This is a genomic window from bacterium (assembly GCA_030652805.1).
Classification (GTDB): domain Bacteria; phylum JAHJDO01; class JAHJDO01; order JAHJDO01; family JAHJDO01; genus JAHJDO01.
This window is the reverse complement of the sequence record JAUSPT010000097.1, coordinates 1-17,321: the sequence shown is the minus strand read 5'-3', so window position 1 is coordinate 17,321 and position 17,321 is coordinate 1. Positions and strand designations below refer to the sequence as shown.

11 protein-coding genes are annotated in these 17,321 nt (G+C 38.4%); 5 read left to right on the top strand and 6 right to left on the bottom strand.

Annotated features, from left to right (window positions below; genetic code table 11):
• The first annotated feature begins 4 nt into the window (after window positions 1-4).
• The 5 genes from Q7J67_09410 to Q7J67_09390 all read left to right on the top strand — a co-directional run bounded on the left by Q7J67_09410 (window position 5) and on the right by Q7J67_09390 (window position 5,621).
• Entirely contained in the window at window positions 5-2,521 is a 2,517-nt protein-coding gene (locus Q7J67_09410) for a pitrilysin family protein (GenBank protein ID MDO9465497.1), read from the top strand.
• Window positions 2,522-2,591: 70 nt separating this feature from the next.
• Complete coding sequence (locus tag Q7J67_09405) at window positions 2,592-3,047, top strand: PTS sugar transporter subunit IIA (GenBank protein ID MDO9465496.1); 456 nt, start codon at window positions 2,592-2,594, stop codon at window positions 3,045-3,047.
• 30 nt (window positions 3,048-3,077) lie between these two features.
• Window positions 3,078-4,286 carry a cation:proton antiporter gene (locus tag Q7J67_09400; GenBank protein ID MDO9465495.1) on the top strand — a complete coding sequence of 403 codons (1,209 nt, stop codon included), beginning with the start codon at window positions 3,078-3,080 and terminating at the stop codon, window positions 4,284-4,286.
• A 20-nt stretch (window positions 4,287-4,306) separates the two neighbouring features.
• Window positions 4,307-4,660, top strand: a complete 354-nt coding sequence (locus Q7J67_09395; GenBank protein MDO9465494.1) for a hypothetical protein — start codon at window positions 4,307-4,309, stop codon at window positions 4,658-4,660.
• A 7-nt stretch (window positions 4,661-4,667) separates the two neighbouring features.
• Complete coding sequence (locus tag Q7J67_09390; GenBank protein ID MDO9465493.1) at window positions 4,668-5,621, top strand: AEC family transporter; 954 nt, start codon at window positions 4,668-4,670, stop codon at window positions 5,619-5,621.
• 67 nt (window positions 5,622-5,688) lie between these two features.
• Here Q7J67_09390 and Q7J67_09385 read toward each other — a convergent pair whose 3' ends face one another.
• The 6 genes from Q7J67_09385 to carB all read right to left on the bottom strand — a co-directional run bounded on the left by Q7J67_09385 (window position 5,689) and on the right by carB (window position 16,947).
• A complete protein-coding gene (locus Q7J67_09385) occupies window positions 5,689-7,569 on the bottom strand; it encodes an ABC-F family ATP-binding cassette domain-containing protein (protein ID MDO9465492.1) in 1,881 nt (626 codons plus the stop codon).
• A gap of 148 nt (window positions 7,570-7,717) precedes the next feature.
• Complete coding sequence (gene hisF / locus Q7J67_09380; GenBank protein MDO9465491.1) at window positions 7,718-8,488, bottom strand: imidazole glycerol phosphate synthase subunit HisF; 771 nt, start codon at window positions 8,486-8,488, stop codon at window positions 7,718-7,720.
• A gap of 19 nt (window positions 8,489-8,507) precedes the next feature.
• Window positions 8,508-10,748, bottom strand: coding sequence for a phosphoribosylformylglycinamidine synthase subunit PurL (gene purL, locus Q7J67_09375; protein MDO9465490.1), 2,241 nt, complete (start codon window positions 10,746-10,748; stop codon window positions 8,508-8,510).
• Window positions 10,749-10,798: 50 nt separating this feature from the next.
• Window positions 10,799-12,316, bottom strand: a complete 1,518-nt coding sequence (locus Q7J67_09370) for a DUF1846 domain-containing protein (GenBank protein ID MDO9465489.1) — start codon at window positions 12,314-12,316, stop codon at window positions 10,799-10,801.
• Window positions 12,316-13,707 (bottom strand): amidophosphoribosyltransferase, encoded by a 1,392-nt coding sequence (locus Q7J67_09365; GenBank protein ID MDO9465488.1) that lies wholly within the window; start codon window positions 13,705-13,707, stop codon window positions 12,316-12,318. The genes Q7J67_09370 and Q7J67_09365 overlap by 1 nt, the downstream gene beginning before the upstream one ends.
• 24 nt (window positions 13,708-13,731) lie before the next feature.
• On the bottom strand, window positions 13,732-16,947 hold the full coding sequence (carB, locus tag Q7J67_09360; GenBank protein ID MDO9465487.1) for a carbamoyl-phosphate synthase large subunit: 3,216 nt from the start codon (window positions 16,945-16,947) through the stop codon (window positions 13,732-13,734).
• Window positions 16,948-17,321: the final 374 nt, after the last annotated feature.

Here is a 17,321-nt window from a genome sequence, read left to right as displayed (position 1 = left end):
TGATGTGAAGAATACTCATGCGTTAGATTTAGAGAAACACGTTCTGGAAAATGGAATGACAGTGATTACATGTAAAAAGGACAGTGCTCCAATAGTGTCTATCTATATCTTAGTAAAAGCCGGCAGTATTACAGAATCAGAGTTTATGGGATCTGGTGTATCTCATTATATTGAGCATATGCTGTTCAAAGGCACAAAGAAAAGAAAAGTAGGAGAAATCTCTCGTCAAATAAGGGATTTGGGAGGAATGCTTAATGCCTATACAACCTATGACCGAACGGTTTACCATGTTACTGTGCCTTCTAAATTTCTTGATAAAGCGCTAGAAATTCAGGCAGATGCTATCATGCACTCCTCATTCGATGCCTTAGAATGCAAAAAAGAAAACCAGGTTATTCTTAAAGAAATAAATATGTGTGTAGACGAACCTGAAACTCTTTTGCAGAAACTGGCATGGGAAACAATATATAATACTCATCCCTACAAAGAGCCAATAATAGGACATAGAGAACTGTTTGAAAACTTATCAAGAGAGGATCTGACTGCATATTATAAAAGGATGTATGTGCCGAATAACATGATACTTGCTATTGCAGGGGATATTACTCATGAGCGTGCGCTGAAAATGGCAAAGGAAGCATTCAAGGATTTTAAAAGAAGATCTATAAATCCAACAATTATTCCCGCAGAGCCAAAACAACTTAATAAAAGAATTTTACATACAGAGAAGGATGTAAATATACCACGTATGTTTATGTGCTTTCATATTCCGGGGATTATTCATCCTGACACTTACGCTCTTGATGTGCTTTCAATAATACTGGGTCATGGACGCAGTTCGTTTTTATACAAGGCTCTTATTGAGACAGAGCAACTAGTTTCTTCTGTAGAAAGCTTTTCGCATACTCCAAAAGACACAGGGGTTTTTGGCATAACTTATGTTTTAGCGGAAGAAAGCATTGAAAGAACAATTAAAGAAACCAGAAAACAAATAGAACTTATTAAAGGAGACGGACTCTCCAAAAAAGATCTTTTTAAAGCAAAGAGAATGGTTATTTTTGACCATTATTGTCATATGGAAACAGTAGATAGCATAGCAGGAAGTGTCATAGTAAATGAGTTTTTAACAGGCGATATGCACTTCTCTCGGAAATATGTGGAAGAAATAAATAAAATTACTCTAGGAGACATTCAAAGGGTTGCTGAAATTTATCTTGTAGAAAATAATATGTCTATAATTACATTAAAGCAAAAAACGCCCGCAACAATAAGTCTAGCAAGAATGTCTGCAAAAAGGCAGAATATAGAAACTAAAAAAATAAATGGCATGGCTGTTGTAGCAATAGAAAAGCACACCACGCCGATTATTTCTGTTTGCGCGTTATTTAAAGGCGGCATTAGATATGAAAACAACGGCAATAATGGTATATGCAATCTTATGCAGCGCGTAATGCAAAAAGGAACAAAAAATAGGGATGCATTTCAAATTGCAGAAGAGTTTGAGACAACAGGTGGAGACTTTAGTGGATTTTCTGGAGATAACAGCTTCGGATTTTCAATGGATATATTGAAAAAAAACTTTATACATGGATTGGATATCTTCGCTGATGTAATAATTAATCCAACATTTTTGCCAGACCAGATAAAAAAGGAAAGATCTATTGTTCTGGCTGAAATAAAAGCAAGAAGAGATGAGATAATTAATCTTGGCATGGATATAATGCGCCAAACCGTCTATAAAAAGCATCCATACAGGTTTCAGAACCTGGGCACTGAAAGGTCTCTCTTAAACATAAATAAATTAAGTCTCATAAATTTTTATAAAACTATGTGTATACCCAAAAATACCTGCATTACTGTTGTAGGAGATATGGAATGCAATAAAATTTTTGATTCTTTCACCAAGTATTTTAATAGATTTAATGCAAGATACTTTGTCCCAGAGATAAATATAATTGAGCCAATGCAGCGGGAACAGAGAAAGAAGGAGAAGAAAAAACAGGGAGAGCAAGCTCTGGTTATGATAGGATTTCCGACTACTACAGCTAATGATCCACACAGATACACATTTGATGTGTTAACTGCAATTCTGTCCGACCTTGGGTCGCGGTTAATGATGAATATAAGAGAAAAGAGAGGGTTGGCATATTATGTTGGATCTTTTTCCCGGGAGGGGTTTGACCCTGGGATGTATGTATTTTATGCTGGAACAATTTCGCAAAAAATCACAGAGGCTAAACAAGCCCTGTTTGAAGAAATTCAATTACTTAGACATGCTTTTGTTAGCAATGCTGAGTTGCAACTCGCTAAGAATAATCTTATGGGTAAACATAGAATTACACATCAGTCAAACAAAGCGCTTTGCTTCTCTCTAGCTATGAGCGAACTGTATGGTTTGGGATACAAAAATTTCTACGAATATGAACGCAGGATAAAGGCTGTAACTAAAGAAAGCATAAAAGAAATTGCGCAAAAATATTTCAAGGAAAGCGCCTCTTCAACGGTTGTTGTCCGCCCCTAAAAATGCTTTACAAAAAACCAGTTTGCAGTAGAATATGGGAAATTTTTAAATCAAGAAGGAGATTTTAAACATGAGAATATCAGACCATATCTCAGAAAAAATGATTTGTTTAGCTTTAGAAAATACAACAAAGGATGGTGTAATAAGAGAACTAGCTGAGTTATTAAAAGATTCTGAAGATGTTACTGATTTTGATATGTTTTTAAAGGATGTTTTTGAGCGGGAGAAATTAGGCGCTACAGGAATAGGCAATGAAATAGCTATCCCGCATGCCAGAACAGACGCTGTGAATAATATTATTATTGCGTTTGGAAGATCCTCTCAAGGCGTTGATTTTAATGGAATAGATGCTAAACCCGTAAAACTGGTTTTTTTAATGGGTACTCCAAAAAAAGATATCAATAAATATCTTCAGGTTTTAGCGCATCTCACCAGACTGTTAAAAAAAGAATCTTTTCGCCAGAAGCTTTTGGAAGCGCAAAACGCAGGCGAGATACTGAATGCCATAAGAGAAATTGAAGATTAATAATTGCTGCTGAAGGCAACCTGATTTAGTATGGACATATTATTTTTTATAGGATTGGCCCTGATCTGTGGTTTTATTGGAGGGAGGCTTGCCAGGCTGGTTAAGCTTCCTTCAGTTGTTGGATATCTTCTTGCAGGACTTCTATTAGGGAATTCTGTTTTTAACATCTTTAGTTTGAAGGCATTAGATAGAATAAGTATTTTTAGTGATTTTGCTCTTGGAATTGTTGCTTTTATAATTGGCAGCGAAATGCGTATTAGTGTAATACGTAAATTTGGCAAAGGAATTTTAACAATTCTTTTGGGAGAGTCATTTGGTGCAGTTCTACTTGTAACACTGGGCGTTTATTTTTTAACTCATCAGTTCCATATTGCGCTGATATTTGGAGCTCTGGCAGCAGCTACAGCTCCAGCTGGAACAGTCGCAGTTCTACAGGAATATAAATCAAAGGGAGACCTGACGAATACAATATATGCAATTGTTGGTTTGGATGACGGGGTAGCTGTCGTAATTTATGTATTCGTTGCTGCTTTTGTAAAGATGTTTTTAATTGGCAGTTCGATATCCTTTATTGGGATTATAAAAGGGCCTGTAATTGAAATATTAGGCTCAATTCTTTTGGGCGGATTAATTGGAATTATTCTTGGATATTTTTTAAGAAAACTGCATAGAAAGCCGGAGATTTTAGCTATATCTCTGGGAGGTATTCTGGTATGTACCAGTTTATCAAATTACTTTCATCTTTCTCTTATTCTGGCAAATATGAGCTTGGCTGTAGTATTCACCAACATTTTCCTGTTTGCAAACCGCAGAGCTTATGAGGCGATTAATTTTATTACTACATCTATATTTATAGTCTTCTTTGTCATAGCAGGTGCTCATCTTCAGATAAAGCTTCTTCCTGCTATGGGACTGGTAGGATTAATTTATATTCTTTCTAGATCTGTTGGAAAGATAGGAGGAGCACATTTGGGAGCTGTAATGGCAGGGGCAAACCCAGTTATTCGAAAATATCTAGGACTTGGACTGCTTCCACAAGCAGGCGTTGCTATAGGGCTTGCTATTCTGGCTACAAAGGAATTTGGAGCTTTAGGAGAAGCAGGAGCGCATTTAGCAGTCCTTGTTATAAATACAATTGCTGCAACCACAATTTTCTTTGAAATAATAGGCCCGATAACAACAAAAATTGCAATATCAAAAGCAGGAGAAATAGGCAAGAAAAAAACAAGCCGTTATTAAGGCTTTATGGAGGGAATGATATGTCGAACGGGATGAAACTTTTGTTCATTGTTTTAAACAAGGAAAAGCACCTGGAGAATGTTCTGTCCATTCTTGTGGAACTGGGAGTTAGCGGAGCAACAATTATAGACAGCATGGGGTTGGGCCAGTTTTTGGCGTATGAAGTGCCGATATTCGCTGGATTAAGGCAGCTTATGGGAGAAGAAAAAACTCCGTCAAAAACAATATTTGCTTTGATTGAGGGAGATAAGTTTCTCCCCAAATTAGAGAAAATTTTGAAAGAAGAAGAGATTGATTTTACAGAACCGGGTACAGGAATAATGTTTACTGTGCCTGTTAATGAGATTGTAAAATCCGAAGAAGAGCTCACATAAAATATTCATGCATTATTTACAAACTTTCTGGTCAGTTTGGACTGAGATAATCTATGTGTTTCTGCTCATACTTATTGGTGTATTTGCAAAAAAGCTCAATATAATTTCTAACGAAGGCTCAAAATCTCTTTCAAGTATCTTAATGAATATTGCATGGCCAGCATTGCTCTTTTCTGCAATGCTGAAAGAATGTAATTGGAATCTGATAAAAGAGAATCTGGTTCTTATACTCATTGGCGCTTTAATTGTAATTATAGGCTATGTTATCGGAATTATTGGATCAAGAATTGGAAGAATACCAAAGCCCAGAAAGAGCGCATTTTTATATGCTTGTATGATAAACAATTACTCTCTCCTGCCTTTACCAATTGTTTTAATTTTATTTGGAGAAAAGGGAGTAGTCCTGCTAGCACTATGTAATCTTGGAACGATTCTCATTCAATGGACGTTAGGAATCTATATAGTTACTGCCCATAAGATTGGAATATTCTCTCTCAAAAAAATAATCAATATGCCGCTTATTGCAATAGTTTTAGGAATGATCTTAAGCGGATTACGTGTGCAATGTCCAAAACTAGTTCTGGATTTAGGTGTAGTGCTAATAAGACTATTGAGCGCGCTAGGGCAAATAACGGTTCCAATTGCAATGCTAATAGCTGGTTTTGTACTTGCAGATATTAATTATCTCAAGGTATTCAAAGATAAAGATGTAATATTTATTAACGTATTGAGATTAGTAGTAATACCAACGTGTATTCTTGTACTGATTAGCTTTTTTAATATGCCGATTATAAGTAAAAAAATTGCCAGTGTAATAGCTATTATGCCTGTTGCAATTGCGGCCTCAGTTGTTATAAAGCAATATGGTGGAGACGAAAAGTTTACAGCATCCGCTATTTATTCAACAACTCTGCTTTCTATAATTACAATTCCTGCTTTTCTAACAGTTATCCTGGGATAAAATTTATATAGAATGTGCTTTATTCATAATTAGCCAGCTAATTAGCCAGCTTTTTCGCATAGCTTTCCTACTTAACTGTAAGTTCGTCTATCTTTGCCTTAAGTGACTTCTGTTCCTTGGCCAGAGAGATAAAAGCATTGTTCTTGTATATCGCGGGGTCAGATAATAGCCTGTTTAGTTCTTCCGACCGCACAGATAATTCAACCAATTCTTTTTCTGTATCCGCAAATTTTTCCCCGAGTGTGTCCAGCTCGGTTTTTTGTATGTAAATATTTCTTTTGCGGTCTGACTTTGCGGAATTTCTTCTGTCGTCGAGTTTGGACTCCCCTTCAAGCCGTCTGTTCTTCTCATCCACCTCTCTTTTGTGAATATAATAATCATAGCCTCCGGGATAAATTTTCAGTTTTCCATCCTTTATCTCAATGATTTTATTAGCTACTTTCCTTATAAAATATACGTCATGGCTTATAAAACAAAGCGTGCCCGTAAACTCACTCAGTGCCTCAATGAGAATATCCCGTGAGGGAATATCAAGATGATTTATAGGTTCGTCCATGAGTAAAAAGTTTGGAGGATTGGCCAGTATCTTAACCAATACCAATCTGCTTTTCTCTCCGCCACTTAAGACGGATACTTTTTTATACACATCATCGCCCGAGAATAGAAAGCTACCCAATAATTTTCTTATCTCCGTCTGGCGGCCACTGTAATACACGTCTTCTATCTCTGCAAGACATGTATTATGCGTGTTCAATATATCCAGCCGGTGCTGAGGATAATATCCGTTATTTACATTATGCCCAATTATTCGAGAGCCTTTATCAATCTCCAGTACTCCGGCTAAAATTTTTAAGAGCGTGGACTTTCCCGCGCCGTTTGATCCAACAAGGGCGACTTTATCACCCCGACCTATACTGAGATCAACACCTTCATAGACTTTATTATCACCATAGCTTTTATAAAGATCCTTAATCGTTATTACCTCATGACCGCTGCGTAGAGGTTGCGGGAAGCAAAAACGTACATGCTTTGTCTTCTTTGGCGCCGTTACCTTTTCCATTTTATCTAACGCTTTTATCTTGCTTTGTACCAATCTTGCCCGGCTCGCAGTAGCGCGGAATCTATTGATAAACTTCTGTGTCTGTTCAACCTTTCGTTCCTGGTTCTTACGGGCAGCAAGTAATATTTCTTCGCGATTGTCTTTTTCTTTCAGATAGTAGTCGTAGTTTCCATTATACTTTACAAGGTTAGCCGCATCTATCTCGATAACCCTTGTTACTACCTGATTGATGAAGTCTCTGTCATGCGACGTAAATATCAATGTGCCTTTATAAGCAAGCAGATAATTCTGCAGCCAGAGGAGTGATTCCAGGTCTAAATGGTTAGTCGGTTCATCCAGCATCATAAGCTCAGGCGGGTTCAAAAGCAGTTTAGCCAGAGCAATGCGCATCTGCCAGCCGCCGCTAAACACATCTGTTGCCCTTGAAAGGTCCCTTTCCTTAAAACCCAGGCCGAATAATATCTTCTTAGCCTGATATTCAAGATTATATCCGCCCAGCGCTTCAAAACTGGACTGTGCCTTTCCATAATCATGAAGAATTTGCTCCTGTGCCGGCCCTTTTGTCTCCGCAAGTTTAGACGCTAATCTTTCTATCTTATTCTCCAGCTTCCCTATTTCCGGCCAACAGCACATAACCTCAGTAAGTAGAGTGGTGCCTTTTACTGCATCTATCTCCTGCGGCAAAAAACCCACCCTTACATTATTCGGCAAGATTATCTCTCCCGTATCATAAGGTTCGTTATTCATAATTATCCTGAAAAGGGTCGTCTTTCCCGAACCATTTGCTCCAACTAAAGCAATCCTCTCTCCACTTTTCACAAACAGAGAGCAATCCCTGAATAACGGCCTATTTCCAAAATTTTTACTAAGATCTTTTATCTGTAACATCTTGCCTGCCTCCCCCATGCCCCATCCACCCCAAACCATAAAGAAAAAAGGGCACAAAATATTGTGCCCATACAAAAGTTCCGCATATGTAATATCCTCGTCAGATATGCATGGCTTGTATAATTTTAAATAAATTTGTTTTTATCCATTACATCCGGACAGCTATACCCCTTTCCTTCAGATATTTTTTTGTCTCAGGGATTGTGATTTCTCCAAAATGAAATACTGAAGCACATAACACATTGGCTGCCTTAGCTTGGACTATGACTTCATAAAGATGCTCTAATGTTCCTGCACCGCCTGAGGCAGTAACAGGAATTGAGACTGCTTCTACTACTGCTTTGGTCATCTCAATATCGTACCCTTCTCTTGTACCATCCGCATCCTTGCTGGTCAGGAGAATTTCGCCCGCGCCTAACTGGTCCACCTTTTTTGCCCATTCAACCACATCCAGACCAGTCGACTCCCCTCCACCCATAATTAGGAGCTCCAATCTCGGGCAGCTATCCTCAGGTGGATTTTTCTTCCCGTCAATAGCAACAACAATTCTTTCTTTGCCAAATTTTTCAGCAGCATCCTTGATTAAAGAGGGATTTTTAACAGCAGATGTATTAATAGATACTTTGTTTACTCCGAGATCAAAAAGAGTTTGCATATCCTCTAAATTCCTTATGCCTCCACCAACACAAAAGGGTACAGTGGTTACCTCTTTTACCTTCTTTACCCAATCCAGGCGTGTGGCTCTTGTCTCAACAGAGGCAGCTATATCTAAAAAAACAAGTTCATCTGCGCCTGCGTTACAATAAGCAATTGCTGCTTCTACAGGATCACGTGCGTCTTGTAATTCAACAAACTTTACGCCTTTAACTACTCGTCCGTCTTTTATATCCAGACATGGAATTACTTTTACTTGTTGCATTGTTATATCCCCTTTCTTTCTATTTTTCTAATCTTGAAGGAATTGCGTTCCTCCATGTATTGCTTAGTTTTTTAACAGAAATATCTATTATACTTTCTCGATTGTCTTTGATTGCCAGATTTTCTCCACTAACTTCCCCGAGAATAGTATATGCAATGGAATGTTTCTGAGCTATTTTTTCAAGAAGCTCCATTTTATCCTTATTTAGAGAAACCACTATTCTGGAAGGCGCTTCTCCAAATAAAATTTCATCCATTCTTATATCATTGTTTTTTAAGCCATCCAATTCTATTACAGCACCAAGCATTTTATTTAAATTTGAGATACATGATTCAGTCAAAGTTACGGACAGGCCACCTTCCGAACAATCATGAGCAGAATTAATAATACCTGATTCAATTGCCTCAAGACATGCTTTCTGAACAGACTTCTCTGTCTGTATATCTATCTGAGGATTACCTTTTTTCTGATTGTGAATAAGATACAAATATTCACTCCCAGAAAGGTCGGCCTTGTTTTCACCTAAAAGAACTATTATATCACCTTCATTCTTGAATTCCTGGGTAACATGTTTATTTACATCGTTTATCAAACCTACCATGCCTACCATAGGGGTCGGATCTATCGCTCCTTTAGGATTCTCGTTGTAGAAACTTACATTACCACTGACAACAGGTGTGTCTAAAGCCCTGCACGCGGAGGAAAGTCCTTCTATGCATTTTTTAAACTGCCAGTAATTTTCAGGTTTCATCGGACTGCCAAAATTTAAGCCGTCAGTAATAGCAAGAGGTCTTCCACCAGAACAGACTATGTTTCTTGCTGCCTCTGCAACCGCCATCATTGCACCGTTATAAGGATTCAGGTAGCAATATCTCCCGTTGCAATCCACACTTATTGCTAAAGCCTTTTTAGTGCCCTTAATTTTAACTACAGCTGCGTCTGAACCTGCTCCTACTATAACTTCATCCTTGTCTATAGCAGTAAAGTTTTTATATGCTGATTCTTTGCTGGCAATAGTCGGAGAATCAAGCAGCTGCAACAACACTTTATTGAAATCGTCAGGTTCGATTATGGATTTTCTATCCAGATTTTGAGCATCTTTTAAGTAAGAAGGCTCTTTAGCATCTCTATCATACAAAGGCGCTCTTTCTGTAAGAGCCTGTGGCGGAATTTCGCAAACCACTATCCCGTTTTCTTTAACTCTCATCATTTTATCATCTGTAACCTTCCCGATTTTTACCGCGTTGATGTTCCATTTTTTCAATATATCTAATGCCTCTTTTTCCTTTCCGTCTTTTAATATAGCAAGCATTCTTTCCTGAGATTCAGACAAAAGGATTTCATAAGGAGTCATTCCTTTTTCTCTTTGAGGAACTAAGGCAACGTCTATCTCAATACCAGTCCCGCTTCTTGAGGCTGTTTCGCAGGATGAGCAAGTAAGCCCGGCAGCTCCCATATCCTGCATCCCAACAATAAGGCCTTTTTCTATTAGTTCCAGACACCCCTTTCTCAAGCGTTTCCCGAGCTCTGCGTTACCTATAGCAACGCTGCTCGTATCAGAAGCAGATTCCTCAGTAATTTCCTGAGACGCAAAACTCGCTCCACCTACCCCGTCTCTGCCTGTGTCTCCTCCTATGTAATATATGGGATTTCCTATTCCAGACGCAGCGCCTCTTGCAATATCTTTATGTTTTACAATACCTACGGCAAAAGCATTAACCAAAGGATTCCCTTCATAACTTTCGTCAAAATAGCTGTCACCACCAACGGCATTAATCTCTGCAGTGTTAGCATAATGAGCCAGTCCCCTGATTACCTCTTTAAATAAGAATTTAACTTTTTCATTATCTAAACTTCCGAATCTCAATGCACCTAACACTGCAACAGGCCTTGCTCCTACTGTAAATATGTCCCTCAAACATCCGCCTATACCTGTAGCTGAAGCCTCGAATGGTTCCACTGCCGAAGGATGGTTATGTGATTCTATCTTGAAGGCAACGCCCAATCCGTCGCCTATATCAACAATTCCTGTATTTTCCTCACCTGCACCAATTAACACCTGTTTACCTTTGGTTGGAAAAAGTTTGAACAACTTGCGTGAATTCTTATAACTGCAATGTTCACTCCACATAGCTGAAAAAACCCCTAATTCTGTAAAATTTGGCTCTCTGCCCAAAAGTTTTTTGATCTGGGCAAACTCCTGCTCAGTAAGTCCTAAACCTTTTGCTGCTTCCACATCAACTTTAACTGTACTCTCCATTATGCGCCCTCCTTTTTTTAAATTTTTATTCCTATTCTAAAAAAATTACTCTATTCAACAAAAAGTGTCTTTGTGGAAAAATCGGGGTCGCTGGTAGTATTAACCCCCAATTTTCTTAACCCTGCTTCATCACCGGGAGTTGGAATATGTGTCATATGTATTTCACAGCCCTTAAGTTCCCCCAGCTTCTCCATAGCCAGCTGAGAGGTTGGATTCGTAGTTGCGCTTATAGAAAGGGCAATTAAGGTTTCTTCCAGATTCAGGCTCACTGCTTTCGTATTTAAAATATTCTTTTTAAGATTACCTATGGAATCTATTATGTTCGGAGACAGAAGATGTATCTTATCGGGAATTTCCGCCAGCTCTTTTACAGCATTCAGAATAAGACTTGATGTTGCATGCATAAGAGAGGAGTTTTTCCCTGTAATGATTAAGCCGTCTTTTAATTCTATTGCCGCACCGCAAAAGACTCCTTCATTACCCTCTCCTCTTTGTTGAGCATCTTCAATAGCCTTTCGTGCTGGCATAACCACCAGCCTATCCTCCGGCTTAAGATTAAGATCCTCCATAATTAGCTCCACCCTTTGCACAGTTTCCTTATCCACAAGACCCATTACATATTCGCAGGCACATCTAAAATATCTTCTTACTACTTCCTGCTCTGCAGCGTGTTTTACTATTTCGTCATCTATAATTCCAAAACCAGCTCTGTTTACACCCATATCAGTAGGTGACTTATATATTGACTCAGATCCGGTTATCTTCTCCAATATTCTCTTAAGCACAGGAAATACCTCTACATCCCTGTTATAGTTCACAGCTACCTTGTTGTATGCTTCAAGATGAAAGGAATCTATCATATTAAAATCCCTTAAATCTGCTGTTGCTGCTTCATAAGCCGCATTCACCGGATGTTTAAGCGGCAGATTCCATATAGGAAATGTTTCAAATTTTGCATATCCATTTTTCATCCCTCTCTTATAATCATGATATAATTGAGAAAGACATGTAGCTAATTTCCCACTGCCGGGGCCTGGCCCGGTAACTACAACAAGAGGTTTTTTAGTCTCAATATACTCGTTTGCTCCATAACCTTTATCACTTACAATTAAATTCACATCCGTAGGATATCCTTTTGTAAATGTATGGGTATAAACCTTTATGTTTCTGCGCTCTAATTTATTCTTAAATATTATAGTTGCCGGCTGATCTTCAAAACGTGTTATTACAACTGCCAGTATATCAATACCCCAATCCTTTAAATCATCAATTGATTTGAGTACTGCAGCATCGTATGTAATTCCGAAGTCTGCTCTTACTTTCTTCCTTTCAATATCACCGGCATATATACAGAGCAATATGTCTGCCTTATCCTTTAACTTTTGCAAGAGCCGTATCTTCACATTAGGATCAAAGCCCGGTAGAACCCTTGAAGCATGAAAGTCAAAGACAAGCTTTCCGCCAAACTCAAGGTACAGTTTATTATCAGCTCTCTCAACTCTCTCAAGAATAGCCTTAGTTTGCTCCTTTAGATACTTCTCATTATCAAAACCTATTTTTTTATTCATTAGACCTTCCCTGTCCATACATAAAGACAAAGTTTTTCTTCGGGCAATCCTATTGCTTTTACCATGTCTTCAATGGTTTGGTATTTTAAGGTAGTAACGTCTAATTCTTTGGCAATATAATCTACCATTTTTTTGTGTTTTTTTGAATTGGAATCAATGTATTCACTCATATCTTTTATATCCTTGCCTTCTAAGGCTCTTATTGTACGTCTGGCGACCAGTTCTTCTTTTTTCTTGGTAGAATAATCGAATTTAGAAGGAAACAATAAAGGCGGGCACGCAGCCCTGACATGAATTTCCTTTGCCCCGCTTTCCCACAACTTCTGGATAGTATAGTTTTTAAGCTGAGTACCCCTTACAATTGAATCTTCACATAAAATGATCCTGTTCCCTTTAATTATCTCTTTAATTGGAATCAGCTTCATTTTAGCAATATGGTCTCTTATGCTTTGAGACGGCGGAATGTAGCTTCTGCCATAGCCGGGATTATATTTAACCAGAGGACGCCTAAAAGGTATCCTTGATTCTATTGCATAACCAATAGCATGCGTAGTTCCTGAGTCCGGAACTCCTGCTACTAAATCTGCTTCAACATTGTCTCTTTTTGCCAAAAATTTTCCACAGCGCTCTCTTACTTCTTCTGTATTTATACCCTCATAATTCGATGCGGGAAAACCCGTATAGATCCATAAAAATGCATCCGTCTTTTGATGCGGCTCCTCTTCTTTGAGAACCTTAAACCCAGTGGACTTTAAAAGCAGTATTTCACCCGGCTTAACATATCTTTCTATACTAAATCCTAAGTTAAAAAAAGCAGAAGTTTCTGTAGTTACTGCCCAGCCTTCATGAGATTTACCTATAACCAAAGGAGTATATCCCAGTTTATCCCTTGCAATATAGATACCGTCTTTATGTAATATCAGGATAGAACAAGAGCCCTTAATTTTTTTAAAGTAATTTTCTATTCCATGAACTAAGCTCTTGCCCTGATTTATTAATTTTGCAACCAGTTCTGTACTGTTTACTCCTTGTTTAGCTGTTTCACTAAATGAGATTCCCTGCCTGCGCAAATCATTAGTCAAACTATCCGAATTGGTGATTAAGCCGTTACTGACAATACATAAGTGCCCAAACTTTGAATTTAGATATATGGGCTGCTCCTCTCTTGTAGATATAACGCCAATACCTGACTTCCCTTTCATTTTCTTATAATCTTCATAGAATCTGCTCTTAAACTGTTCTCCGCTGATTGTGTGAATCTTTCTAACCAATCTTTTTCCCAATACTGCCAGTCCCCCATATTCTGTTCCTAAATGAGAATGATAATCTGTTCCATAAAATAAAACCTCCTGACAATCCTTCTTCAGGGCAACTCCGAATATCCCGTCCATTTTCTATGCTCCTTTTATTTATTGTTATTCTCTAGTTCTAACAAGTTCTTTTAGATAATCCTGAAGAGATTTTGGTAAACTTCTAGTTTTAGTCACAGATTCAATCCCTTCAACACTGGCTTCTGCAGCTGTTATCGAAGTAATATAGGGAATCCTGTGCTGTATTGCGGTCCTGCGAATGTAACTATCATCATGTTTCCCGCTACGCCCAACAGGTGTATTGATAATAAGATTGATCTCTCTGTTTTTGACTGCGTCAGTTATATTTGGCCTTCCTTCATGTAATTTTTTTATTTCTGTATTCTGTATGCCATTCTTTTTTAGAAATCCAGCTGTGCCTTTTGTAGCGTAAATACTAAAACCAAGTTTCTTAATCCGCTGTGCAATGGGAATCAAAAAAGGTTTGTCTTTATCAGCTATTGTCAAAAGCACATTACCTTTAAGTGGAAGCTTTGAACCGGCTGCTTCTGCTGCCTTATAAAAAGCAAGTCCGAATGTATCAGCAATACCCATAACCTCTCCTGTAGCTCTCATCTCTGGCCCCAGTAAAGGATCCACTTCCGGAAACATGTTAAACGGGAAAACCGCTTCTTTAACGGCTACATAAGGAAGCTTGCAGGGTTTTAGTTCAGGAAAATCCCTGATCTTCTTACCCAGCATTATTTGAGTTGCTATATGGGCTATTGCAATACCTGTTACTTTAGAAACTACCGGAACTGTGCGTGAAGCTCTTGGATTAGCCTCCAGTATATAAACCTTATTATCACATATTGCATATTGAATATTCATTAAACCTACGACATTTAATTCTTTTGCAATTGCTGATGTATATTTCTCTATTGTATTTAAGTGCTCTTTTTTAATAGTTCTTGATGGGATGGCGCATGCAGAATCTCCTGAATGAACACCTGCTAGTTCTATATGTTCCATAACAGCTGCTACAAATGTATTTTCTCCATCGGAAATAGCATCAACTTCTGCCTCTACAGCCTGCTCAAGAAATCTATCAATAAGCATTGGATGCTCCGGACTAACCTGAATGGCTTCAATGGCATAATCTCTCAGCATAGCTTCATCATAAATAATTTGCATTCCACGCCCTCCCAACACATAAGATGGGCGTACCATAAGAGGATATCCTATCTTCTTAGCGGTTATAAGAGCTTCGTCTAATGAACGCGCTATGCCGCTCTCCGGCTGTGGGATATTAAGAGCAATCATTTTTTCTCTAAAACGCTCTCTATCCTCTGCAAGATGTATGCTTTCAGGTGTTGTCCCAAGAATTTTTACACCATTATTTTTTAATTCCTGAGCAATATTCAGAGGGGTCTGTCCGCCAAACTGAACAATAACACCTTCCGGTTTCTCCTTTTCATAAATTGTGAGGACATCTTCAACTGTTAAAGGTTCAAAATAAAGCTTGTTTGAAGTGTCATAATCAGTAGATACGGTTTCAGGATTGCAGTTAACCATAATTGACTCATACCCCTCATCTCGCAAAGCAAAAGCTGCGTGCACACACGTATAATCGAATTCAATACCCTGTCCGATTCTATTAGGCCCGCCGCCTAAAATCATTATTTTCTTTTTTGATGATACAGGAACCGAATCTTTCCCGTTGTAGGTGGAATAATAGTAAGCAGCATTCTTTACTCCGCTTACAGGGACGGCCTCAAAACATCCGCATTTGCCTATGGCGATTCTCTTTTGTCTGACCTCTTTTTCTTTTACTTCAAAAAGGCCTGCCAGATATTTATCTGAAAATCCCCACTCCTTTGCTTTAGCCAATTTCCCCTCAGGAAGATTTTTCCATGTGTTTTTGATTAATTCTTCCTCAAATTCTACAAGTTCCTTCATCTCTTTAATAAACCAGCGTCCGATGTAGGTCATCTGGTAAAGTTCTTCTACACTCATACCCTTGCGCAGCGCCTCATACATCAGGAAAATGCGTTCGCTGGAGGGGTTTGCTAATTTCTCTTTCAGTCTTTCAAGAGAAAGTGTTTTAAAGTTCTTAGCTCTGCCAAGTCCGCATCTGTTTATTTCAAGAGAACGGATAGCTTTTTGAAAGGATTCTTTATATGTCTTTCCTATGCTCATTACTTCGCCTACAGCCTTCATCTGTGTTCCAAGTATATCCTTGGCTCCCGGAAACTTTTCAAAAGCCCAGCGCGCAAATTTAATTACTACATACTCTCCGCTTGGTTCATATTTCTCAAGAGTTCCTTTCTTCCAGTATGGAATTTCGTCCATTGTAATACCAACAGCAAGCTTTGTAGAGATACGGGCTATTGGAAATCCAGTAGCTTTTGAAGCAAGAGCAGATGAGCGCGATGTTCTGGGATTAATCTCTATTACTACTAATCTGTCATCCTTAGGATTATGCGCAAGCTGAACATTTGTGCCGCCTATAACACCAATAGCATCAACAATCTTATAAGAAATCTCCTGCATACGCTTCTGTAAAGCTTGTGGAACTGTGAGCATAGGCGCAGAGCAGAAGCTATCTCCTGTATGTATGCCCATAGCATCAATATTTTCAATAAAACAGACTGTAATCTTCTGATTTTTCTGGTCCCTTACAACCTCAAGCTCTAATTCCTCCCATCCCAAAACAGATTCTTCAACCAGAACCTGATGTACAAGACTTGCTGCAAGACCTCTCGTTACAATAGTTTTTAGCTCTTCTACATTGTAGGCAATTCCTCCTCCTGTTCCGCCTAATGTATAAGCAGGCCGCAATACAACAGGATATCCAAGCTTCTCTGCTATATTTTCAGCTTCCTCCACAGAATAACACGGATCAGATTTGGGAAGAGATATGCCTAATTTATTCATTGTCTTCTTAAATGCAATTCTGTCTTCTCCACGCTCAATAGCGTCTGCTTTAACGCCAATGAGTTCAACTCCATATCTTTCCAATACTCCTGAGCTGTAAAGACTGGATGCAAGATTAAGTCCTGTCTGCCCTCCCAGGTTAGGAAGAAGCGCATCCGGCTTCTCCTTCTTGATAATTTCTTCAAGACTTTCTACAGTAAGCGGCTCTATGTATGTTTTATCAGCCGTGCCAGGATCTGTCATAATAGTAGCAGGGTTAGAGTTTACAAGCACTACTTCATACCCTTCCTCCTTAAGCGCTCTACACGCTTGAGTGCCTGAATAGTCAAACTCACATGCCTGCCCTATAATTATGGGGCCGGAACCTATAATTAAAATCTTATGAATATCAGTCCTTTTCGGCATAAAATAACCTCCTTAACGCTTTGATATGTTAGGCATTATAAACATGATATTACTAGAGAACAGACATCGCTGGACAGACCATACTGAAAAAACGATTGGAAATCCCATTGAGAATCTCATGGGACAGAATTGTATCATAGTACAAATATAGTTGACAATAGCTTGTGCTGGCTGGGCACATAGGTAACACTTTTTGTTTAAGATTCTCATTGTGATTCTCAATATATCTCATGGGTGTTAAATAATCAAGCGCTTGATGAGGGCGTGTCAAGACAAATTAAAAATGTCCCCTTTTTAACAAAATCAAAATGTCCCTTTTTGTTTTTTTTGATATATTAAATTAGTAGTAGTAAATTTTTCTTTTTGGTCAAGCT

Excerpts from the sequence above, each read along its gene's own strand:
- Q7J67_09405 (MDO9465496.1), top strand. The coding sequence starts at position 2,592 with ATGAGAATATCAGACCATATCTCAGAAAAAATGATTTGTTTAGCTTTA.
- Q7J67_09400 (MDO9465495.1), top strand. The coding sequence starts at position 3,078 with ATGGACATATTATTTTTTATAGGATTGGCCCTGATCTGTGGTTTTATT.
- Q7J67_09395 (MDO9465494.1), top strand. The coding sequence starts at position 4,307 with ATGTCGAACGGGATGAAACTTTTGTTCATTGTTTTAAACAAGGAAAAG.
- Q7J67_09390 (MDO9465493.1), top strand. The coding sequence starts at position 4,668 with ATGCATTATTTACAAACTTTCTGGTCAGTTTGGACTGAGATAATCTAT.
- Q7J67_09385 (MDO9465492.1), bottom strand. The coding sequence starts at position 7,569 with ATGTTACAGATAAAAGATCTTAGTAAAAATTTTGGAAATAGGCCGTTA.
- hisF (MDO9465491.1), bottom strand. The coding sequence starts at position 8,488 with ATGCAACAAGTAAAAGTAATTCCATGTCTGGATATAAAAGACGGACGA.
- purL (MDO9465490.1), bottom strand. The coding sequence starts at position 10,748 with ATGGAGAGTACAGTTAAAGTTGATGTGGAAGCAGCAAAAGGTTTAGGA.
- Q7J67_09370 (MDO9465489.1), bottom strand. The coding sequence starts at position 12,316 with ATGAATAAAAAAATAGGTTTTGATAATGAGAAGTATCTAAAGGAGCAA.
- Q7J67_09365 (MDO9465488.1), bottom strand. The coding sequence starts at position 13,707 with ATGGACGGGATATTCGGAGTTGCCCTGAAGAAGGATTGTCAGGAGGTT.
- carB (MDO9465487.1), bottom strand. The coding sequence starts at position 16,947 with ATGCCGAAAAGGACTGATATTCATAAGATTTTAATTATAGGTTCCGGC.